This is a genomic window from Psychrobacter piechaudii (genome assembly GCF_900162825.1).
Taxonomy (GTDB): domain Bacteria; phylum Pseudomonadota; class Gammaproteobacteria; order Pseudomonadales; family Moraxellaceae; genus Psychrobacter; species Psychrobacter piechaudii.
Window position 1 is genome coordinate 36,929 of record NZ_FUGE01000110.1, and the last position, 8,537, is coordinate 45,465.

General features: G+C 44.6%; 5 protein-coding genes. 4 read left to right on the forward strand and 1 reads right to left on the reverse strand.

The annotated features are described in order from the left end of the window. The first annotated feature begins 124 nt into the window (after positions 1–124). The 4 genes from glnD to A1019T_RS05475 all read left to right on the forward strand — a co-directional run bounded on the left by glnD (position 125) and on the right by A1019T_RS05475 (position 6,875). A complete protein-coding gene (gene glnD / locus A1019T_RS05460) occupies positions 125–2,824 on the forward strand; it encodes a [protein-PII] uridylyltransferase (protein ID WP_077450764.1) in 2,700 nt (899 codons plus the stop codon). Between the two features lie 126 nt (positions 2,825–2,950). Continuing rightward, positions 2,951–4,174 (forward strand): succinyldiaminopimelate transaminase, encoded by a 1,224-nt coding sequence (gene dapC, locus A1019T_RS05465; RefSeq protein WP_077450765.1) that lies wholly within the window; start codon positions 2,951–2,953, stop codon positions 4,172–4,174. A 90-nt stretch (positions 4,175–4,264) separates the two neighbouring features. After that, positions 4,265–6,253 carry a DUF294 nucleotidyltransferase-like domain-containing protein gene (locus A1019T_RS05470; RefSeq protein ID WP_077450766.1) on the forward strand — a complete coding sequence of 663 codons (1,989 nt, stop codon included), beginning with the start codon at positions 4,265–4,267 and terminating at the stop codon, positions 6,251–6,253. Positions 6,254–6,269: 16 nt separating this feature from the next. After that, the gene (locus A1019T_RS05475) at positions 6,270–6,875 is read left to right on the forward strand and encodes a 3'-5' exonuclease (RefSeq protein WP_077450767.1); all 606 of its coding nucleotides are present in this window, start codon (positions 6,270–6,272) and stop codon (positions 6,873–6,875) included. Between the two features lie 142 nt (positions 6,876–7,017). Here the strand turns inward: A1019T_RS05475 and tnpC are convergent. Then, positions 7,018–8,537 (reverse strand): IS66 family transposase (tnpC, locus tag A1019T_RS05480; protein WP_077450768.1); only part of this gene is annotated, 1,520 nt, incomplete at its 5' end.

Genomic DNA, 8,537 nt, shown 5'->3' on the forward strand with positions numbered 1-8,537 from the left:
TAAATTAAGCAGACCTTCATTACGCCCTGCTTTTTACAAGAATAATGCTATAAACGGTGGATATGAATTAAACCGTTTTATAAATTAAATATCCTCAACTCACAAACCTTGCTTGGATTCCAACATGTTTATTGCCGACTCAATCGACACTTTAATTACTGAGTTACCTGATTTATCGAATGTCTCCTCTGCCCAGTCTAGGAACTTAGGCATACCTGACTGGCTAAAACAGATTGAAGAAGACATCTCAGCTGCATTGGCGAAGGGCGTAGACATAAGGAGTTTGGTTGAGGCACGTGCTGAGGCGATAGACAGCCTGCTCATTGAACTGTTCAAGTTGCATGAGTTACAACAGACTGAGTTGGCATTATTTGCAGTCGGCGGTTATGGGCGTGGTGAGCTCTCCCCCTACTCTGATGTCGATATTTTATTATTGTCTCCTGATACCTTAAACGATGAGGACAATAAAAAAGTAGATGCTTTTGTGGCCAGACTATGGGACATAGGTATTGAACCAGGATTGTCAGTGCGTAGCGTTCAAGACTGTGCAGAAGTGGCCACCGACATAACTGTTGCCACCAACTTACTCGAAGCCCGCCTCTTGGTGGGTAATGAAAGTCTGAGCCAGGCTCCTAATGATATTGTGCAGCAGCTGTGGTCTCAAAAAGATTTCTATGAAGCAAAAATGGCCGAAGCTCGTGCCCGTCACCTCCGTCATAACGGCACTGAGTACAACCTTGAACCTGATATCAAAAAATCGCCCGGTGGCTTACGTGATATCCATACCATTGGCTGGATAACCAAGCGCTATTTTAGAATCGGTAAGCTTTATGACTTAGTGCCACAAGAGTTCCTAACTGAAAGAGAGTTTGATGAGCTGATGTTTGCTGAGGATTTCTTATGGCTTATCCGTCATCATTTGCATCACTTAACCGGCCGCAATGAAAACAAACTGCTATTTGATTACCAACGTGATATTGCCGAGCGTATGGGCTATGAACAAACTGCAGAGGACGAGCCTAATACCGCTGTTGAAAACTTTATGCGTGACTATTATAGATGCGCCATGCAGATATCAACGCTCTCGGAAATGCTTACCTCTCATTATTATGAAACTATAATTGAAGCCCGTCTTCCTGAGTCAGAGCGCCCCACCAAAACTGTATTAAACGCTCGCTTCAATCAAGTAGGCGATCAAATCGGTATCGCCCATCACCATGTCTTTGCTCAGCATCCTGAAGCCATCTTAGAGATGTTCTTATTGATGGGACAGCAAGGTATTAAAAAGATTCGTACTCGCACCTTACGAGCACTAAAAATTGCTGCTCGAGGTATTGATCAAAGTTACCGCGATACTGAGCTGCATAAACAGCTATTTTTGGCCAACCTCAAAGAGCAAAATTACTTATATCAGCGCCTGCGTATTATGAAACGCTACGGGGTATTGACCAACTATATGCCTCAGTTCGCTAATTTGGTAGGGCTAATGCAGTATGATTTATTCCATCGTTACACCGTAGATGCTCATATTTTATTACTGGTTCGTATGCTGCATCGTTTTACCGATCCTAAGTATAAAGATGATTTTGGCCTGGTAGGCTCAATTTATAAACGTATCGAGCGCAAAGAAATCATTATATTAGCCGCTATTTTTCATGATATTGCTAAAGGGCGTGGCGGCGATCACAGTGAACTCGGAGAAATTGACGCCATTGAGTTTTGTTTAAATCATGGCATGAGTGAAGCCGATGCCAAGCTGATTGGCTGGTTAACTCGATATCACTTATTGATGTCGATGACCGCCCAAAAACAAGACATCTCTGACCCTGAAGTGGTCACTAAATTCGCTAATCTTGTGGGTAACGTCACTCACTTGAACCACTTATATGTGTTGACGGTCGCTGATATGAATGCGACCAACCCTCAGTTATGGAACAGCTGGCGCGCCAGCCTAATGAAGCAGCTTTATACCCAGACACGCCGAATCTTACGAGCAGATTTAGACGCCCCCACCAACCGTCAAGAGATGATTGCCACTACCCGTCAGCAAGCGTTGGCCATGCTAGATAAAGTAGACAATCAGCATATGAATAGAGAAGAAGTGTTGGCCTTATGGGATGAGCTGGGTGATGAGTATTTCTTACGAGAGATTCCTGAAGCCATCATGTGGCATACTGAAGCCATCTTAAACCACCCTCCTATTGGTCGAGCCTCGGACAGCAATAGTGAGCCTCTTATTGTGCTGCGTGAGCACCGAGAGCTGGCACTAGATGCGGTACAAATCTTTATTTATACTCAAAATCAGGCCAATCTATTTGCAGTGACCATGGCCGTATTTGATCAAATGAACTTGGATGTATTAGACGCTAGGATTATCACTGCCACCCGTGATTTTGCTTTGGACTCTTATGTGTTATTAGACCGTCATGGCACTTTATTAACCGACCCTGAGTCTCGAGCAGAATTAAGTCGCCGCTTAATTGAGGCCTTTAAAAACCCTCAATCTCCCAAGTTGGTACAGAAGCGTTTGCCGCGCCGACTAAAGAACTTCCAAGTACCAACCACTATTGATTTTCACTATAATGAAGCGAGTCGTCAGCACGTAATGAGTTTAACCACGCTCGATCAGCCAGGGTTGTTGGCCCGTATTGGTCAGGTGTTTTTGAATGAGCAAATTGAGGTGCATGCAGCTCGAATTACCACTTTAGGGGAGCGCGCTGAAGATATGTTTTATATTAGTGATAGAGGTGATGCGATGCTTAGTGAAGCGAAGCTTGAGCGCTTAAAGAGTATTTTGATACAACAGCTTACGCCTTGCGGCTAGCCCAATAGAGCCAATGGTTAGAGGGTTAGCCTCCTGCTTTTACTAACCTAACCATTCAGGCAAGATATAATACAGAAGCTCAGAGAAGAGCATAAATAATCAAAGATGACCATAAGTAGGCAATCCATGAACCCAAAATTAGACTTGCTGCACCCTTATCCTTTTGCCAAGATGGCCACCCTGCTTCAGGACTCAGTAGCTGCTACTGAGTATCCAACCATTAAATTAGGGATTGGTGAGCCTAAGCATACGCCTCCAGATTTTGTTATTAAGGCCTTAGCCGATAACTTAAACAAGGTACAAAACTATCCTAGCACCAATGGACTACTGGAGTTACGCCAAGCGATTGCCCAATGGTTAAGCCGCCGCTTTAAGTTATCAAACATTGATGTCGACTCACAGATTATTCCGGTTATGGGCACTCGTGAAGCTTTATTTAGCTTCGTACAAGCGGCCATTGATAATTCTAAAGTGACAAACAGCAATGACAAACCTTTGGTAGTCATGCCCAACCCTTTTTATCAAATCTATGAGGGAGCCACGTTACTGGCTGGAGCAGAGCCCTATTTTGTCTCCTGTAATGCTGATAATGATTTTAAAGGCGATTACCGCTCTGTGCCGAGTGAAATATGGCAGCGCACTCAGCTGGTCTTCGTTTGTAGTCCTAACAACCCTACTGGCGCCGTATTTAGTGAAGCTGACTGGCAGGTATTAATCGAGTTATCTGATCAGTACGACTTTATTATTGCCAGTGATGAGTGTTATAGCGAGCTTTATTTTGATAAACCACCAGTAGGTCTGCTAGAGGCCTGTGCCCATATGGGTCGCCATGACTATAAAAACTGTGTCGTTTTTCACTCCTTATCAAAGCGCTCAAACTTACCAGGTTTACGCTCAGGCTTTGTGGCCGGTGATGCTGAACTGCTCATGCCCTATCTTCAATACCGTACTTATCAAGGCTGTGCCCTTCCTATTCACCATCAGTTGGCGTCTATTGCCGCTTGGCAAGATGAGAGTCATGTAGAGGAAAACCGACGGCTTTATGCCCAAAAGTTCGACTTATGGATGAGTGAGCTTGCAGACTTGCTAAAGCTTAATAAACCGGATGCTGGCTTTTACTTTTGGGTACAAGTTCCCGAGCAATTTAAAGATGAACAAGGTAATCTAGATGATGAGGCTTTTGTGAAGGCTTTATTTGAAAAGGTAAATATCCACGCCTTAGCCGGTCGTTATTTATCACGAGAAGTTGATGGTACTAATCCAGGTAAAGGCTTTGTCAGGTTGGCTTTGGTAGCCAGTGTTGAGGAAAGCCAGGATGCCATCACTCGCATTAAGACCCTACTTAGCTAAGCCTGTACTATCATTAAAATTGCCGCTGAATAGTTAAAGATAAAACCAAAACGATTACAATTACGCAAAAACATAACCAGGGAGTGGTTCATGACAAGGCTAGACTTTACCCAGCCTCCTTTTGACGTTTTAAGCTCAAGCGAACGTGAAAGTATCAAAAAGCAAACCCAAATTCGCTATTTGGCCAAAAACGAAGCCTTAACGGCTGAGGACCATAACTACTTTTATGTGGTTTTAAAAGGGCGTATCCAGCAAACGCTTAATGGCGAGGAGCTGCATGATTTTGCAGCTACTAACTTTAGCAATGACTGGTTTGATGCTCGAAAGCAGCCCACAAATGAGTTCAACTCAATTTCATCTATCGATCAGATAAACTCTGAAGCCGCCGCAACTTTGTCCCTACATCAACCGCATAACGCCTATCAGTATCAGTACCATGCCGTAGAAGACAGCTTATTACTTCAGGTAAACTCTGAGGCCATTGATAAGCTTTCGGTACAAAACCGTCATATCCGCAAGCTTCTTAGTGGCGAGTTGGCTGAAAGGATGCAGGCTTATAGCGAGCGAAGCCAGAGCAGTACAGCTGCTCAACATCTTAATTATTCTTTGAATCAGTCTATAGTAGGTAATCAAGCTGAGTCGCAGCAGCTGATGCTACAGCCCGTCACCGCCATTCGTATGCTAGAGGTGCATACCATTTCAGAGACCGCTACCTTATTTGAAGCGGCGATGACCATGACCAAAGCTGGCTTAAAGCATGTGTTGGTCAAACGCACCCCTACGATAGAGCGTCACCCTACCCGCTCCCATCAAAGTAATCTGGGGATACTGACCGATGCAGACATTTGCCGTGCGGTAAGTGAGCAAGTAGACATGAGCACAGCCCTGTGCCGAGATTATGCCAAGTTCAAACTGCACACTATTTCTCATCAACAAGATATTAGTGAAGCATTATTGACCATGATTCGCTATCGAGTGCACCGTCTTCCCGTTTTGGATGAAAATGAGGAGGTTATCGGAGTGCTGGGGCAAAGTGATTTATTGGCATTTTTGAGTCATCACTCACAGCTGTTGTCGTTACAAATTGAGCAGGCCAACAGTATCGAAGGTCTAAAACAGCCGGTTGAATCTATCGGTCAATATATCCGTACCCAGCACAATAATGGCATTAAAATCGGCGTCATCAGTCGTATCGTCCAAGCCTTAAATGCGCACGTATTTGCTAAGTTGTGGCGGTTAATTGTTCCAGATATGGTTTATGAAAACACTTGTATAATCGTCATGGGCTCTGAAGGCCGCGGTGAACAAATCATGCGCACAGACCAAGATAACGCGCTTATTATTCGCAATGGTTTTAGCGATCCCAATCTTGCTGACTATGCAGAAACCTTTAATCAGACATTAGCCGACATGGGCTATCCTCTGTGCGAAGGCAATATTATGATGACCAACCCGTTATGGCGACAGCCTCTAAACCGTTTCAAATCTGAAGTATCTACTTGGTTTAGTCAAAAAGAGCCGGAACACGCCATATGGCTGTCATCCTTATTAGATGCCTCATATGTTTGCGGTGATGAGCGTCTGCTTGAGGGGCTACGTAAACACCTACAGATCGCTCATCGCAGTGCCGACCCTATGTTCGTGCGCAGCTTTGCCCAAGCCGCTTTACAGTTTGGTGAAATCAATCAGTGGTGGAAAAAGTTCGTGCCTTTAATCGGCAAACCCATGCCACAAGACATTGACTTAAAAAAGGCCGGTATTTTTCCTTTGGTACATGGTATTCGTGCCTTGGCCTTAGAAAACGATATCTTTGAGGCTACCAGTACCAAAGATCGGCTACAACAATTAGCCCAGTTGGGCGTTATTACTCCTAAACGGGCAGAAACTTTAAATGAAGCGTTAGAGTTTTTTATGGCAAGACGGTTAGATATTGCCCTTGCTACCGATAATAAACTGGCTCGAGAAGTAGACCCTGCCATGTTATCCGCGTTAGAAAGAGACTTATTAAAAGAGTGCCTCAATGTGGTAAAAAGTTTCAAAAATGAACTGCGTCAACGCTATCAATTAGATATCGCTTGACCTAAAGGCGGCAATCATGAACTTAGTACAGAACCTAAAGTCCGCTTGGTATCTAAAGAAGTTGACTCGTCCTGAGTATAAGGGGATGTTTCAGCCACCACAGCCGAATCAATGGGTGGCTATTGATTGTGAAATGACTGGATTAAATCCAAAAAAAGATCATCTGCTGTCCATTGCCGCCATTCATATCAATGGCTCACAAATACAAAGTGGTGAGGGTCTACATCTCATTTGCCGTCCGCCTGTTATGCCAAAAAAAGACACCATTGTCATTCATGGCTTACGTCCGCTGGACGTGGAAAACGGCTTAAGTTATGAACAAATGCTCGAGAGGTTACTACCCTTTATTGGCAATAGACCCATTGTGGGTTACTGCCCGCAATTGGATTTAGGGTTTTTGAATCAGATAACCAAATCCTATATGGGGACTGCTCTGCCTAACCCCGTTATCGATATACGGGACTTATATAGCCGATATAGTGGCAATCGTACTCAAGGTATCTCGCATCAAGCTCAGCAGCTAAGTGCCATTTGTCAGCAATTAAAACTGCCTGAGCTAGCAGCCCATGATGCTTACAATGACGCCTTAATGACGGCTATGGCCTTTTTACATCTTAAATAAACTCCTCATATAATATCGCTTTAAGTCCTTTGAGTACTGCTAGCCCACCGCTGCTTTAACAATGCCTTTGACTGACTATTTGTCCCTGCCCCTGTGTTTATTAACTGTCTGAACCGTTATAATGTAAGCATCCGACCAACCCCTATTGCGGTGGCACCCAGCGATGAGGTAACAACTCATCCAGATCCTCTTGAGTAGGCAGGCGTCTTAGCACGTCTGTCAAATAAGCAGACACATCCAAGCCATTTAAGCGAGCTGACTGAATGATGGACATAATATTTGCAGCCCGCTGCCCACTTCGCAGCGAACCGGCAAACAACCAGTTTTTACGCCCAAGTGCCCACGGACGCATCTGATTCTCCGCCCAATTATTATCAATCGGCAGCCTGCCATCATCTAGATACTGAGTCAGCGCCTGCCAACGTTTCAGGCAATAATCCATCGCCTTACTAATACTGGCATTTTTAGTGGTTAACTGCCTTTTTTCTTGTAGCCATTGGTGCAGCTTATCGGCAATTGGTTTGGCTTTATCTTGCCTGATTTGCCGAACTATTTGGGGATCTCTTGGTATTGGGGGTGTATTTTTTTCAAAGCGCTCATCAATCTCACGTTCAATGGCATACAACTGCCTAAATAACGTTAATGCCTCAATACTCACGATACTTTGCCCAGTGATATGCAGTTCATGAAATTTACGCCGTGCATGGGCCAGACAACCGATTTCTGTCACACCTTGATGAAATAAGAACTTATAGCCGCTGTAATCATCGCAAACCAGCTTACCGCGCCACTTATCTAAAAAGGCTTTAGGGTGCTCATTACGACGACTTTCGGCAAAGTCATAGACCACCGCCTTTAAGGAGCTTTGCTGTGGCGTAAGATACGCGCAGACATAGCCTTTTTTTAATGATTTACCACCTACCTTTACATGGTTCTTCATGATAGATACCGGGGTTTCATCGGCATGTAAGATAGGCTCAGACAGTAATAGTTCATGCAAGCGACTGACTAAAGGCTCAAGGGCAACGCCGCAGCGTCCTACCCAGTCTGCCATAGTAGCATCGGGGATATTTACCCCACTTCGCTGATAGATAATATTCTGCCGATATAGCGGCTGATGGTCTGCATATTTGCTAATAAGGATGTGTGCAAGCAGCTCTGGGGTGGCGATGCTTTTGTTAATAATCTGCTTGGGGGCAACCGCTTGATGAATGATGTCACACTCACGGCATACCCATTTAGGATAGATGTGACGCTCAATATAAAACTGCTTAGGGATAATGCCAAGTTTGTCTTGTTTATCCTCCCCAATTCGCTTCATTTGACAGCCGCAGTCACAGACGGTGGTGAGTGGTTCATGAACCCAGGTTTTGACCTCAAGGTTGTCAGGAATCACTGTGTATTTGGCACGCTTTGTTTTTTTAGGCTGACCAGTGGTTGAAGCTGGCAGCTCATCTGTGTTCTCTTTGGCGGCTTTAAGCTCACCCTCATTAATGAGGGTTTCTGCCTCAGTACGATCAATCGCAGGCAGCTTGGCAAGCTCATCTTTGCTTAAGCCACTCCGGTAGTCATCTCGGATTTGTTCAAGCTGCGCTAAGTCCTCTTGCGCCGCCTCATAGTTTAAGTGGGTTTGTCTGGCAGTGATGCCTTCGCTTTTTTGTC

Coding starts and splice junctions, on each gene's coding strand:
- glnD (WP_077450764.1), top strand. CDS start 125: ATGTTTATTGCCGACTCAATCGACACTTTAATTACTGAGTTACCTGAT.
- dapC (WP_077450765.1), top strand. CDS start 2,951: ATGAACCCAAAATTAGACTTGCTGCACCCTTATCCTTTTGCCAAGATG.
- A1019T_RS05470 (WP_077450766.1), top strand. CDS start 4,265: ATGACAAGGCTAGACTTTACCCAGCCTCCTTTTGACGTTTTAAGCTCA.
- A1019T_RS05475 (WP_077450767.1), top strand. CDS start 6,270: ATGAACTTAGTACAGAACCTAAAGTCCGCTTGGTATCTAAAGAAGTTG.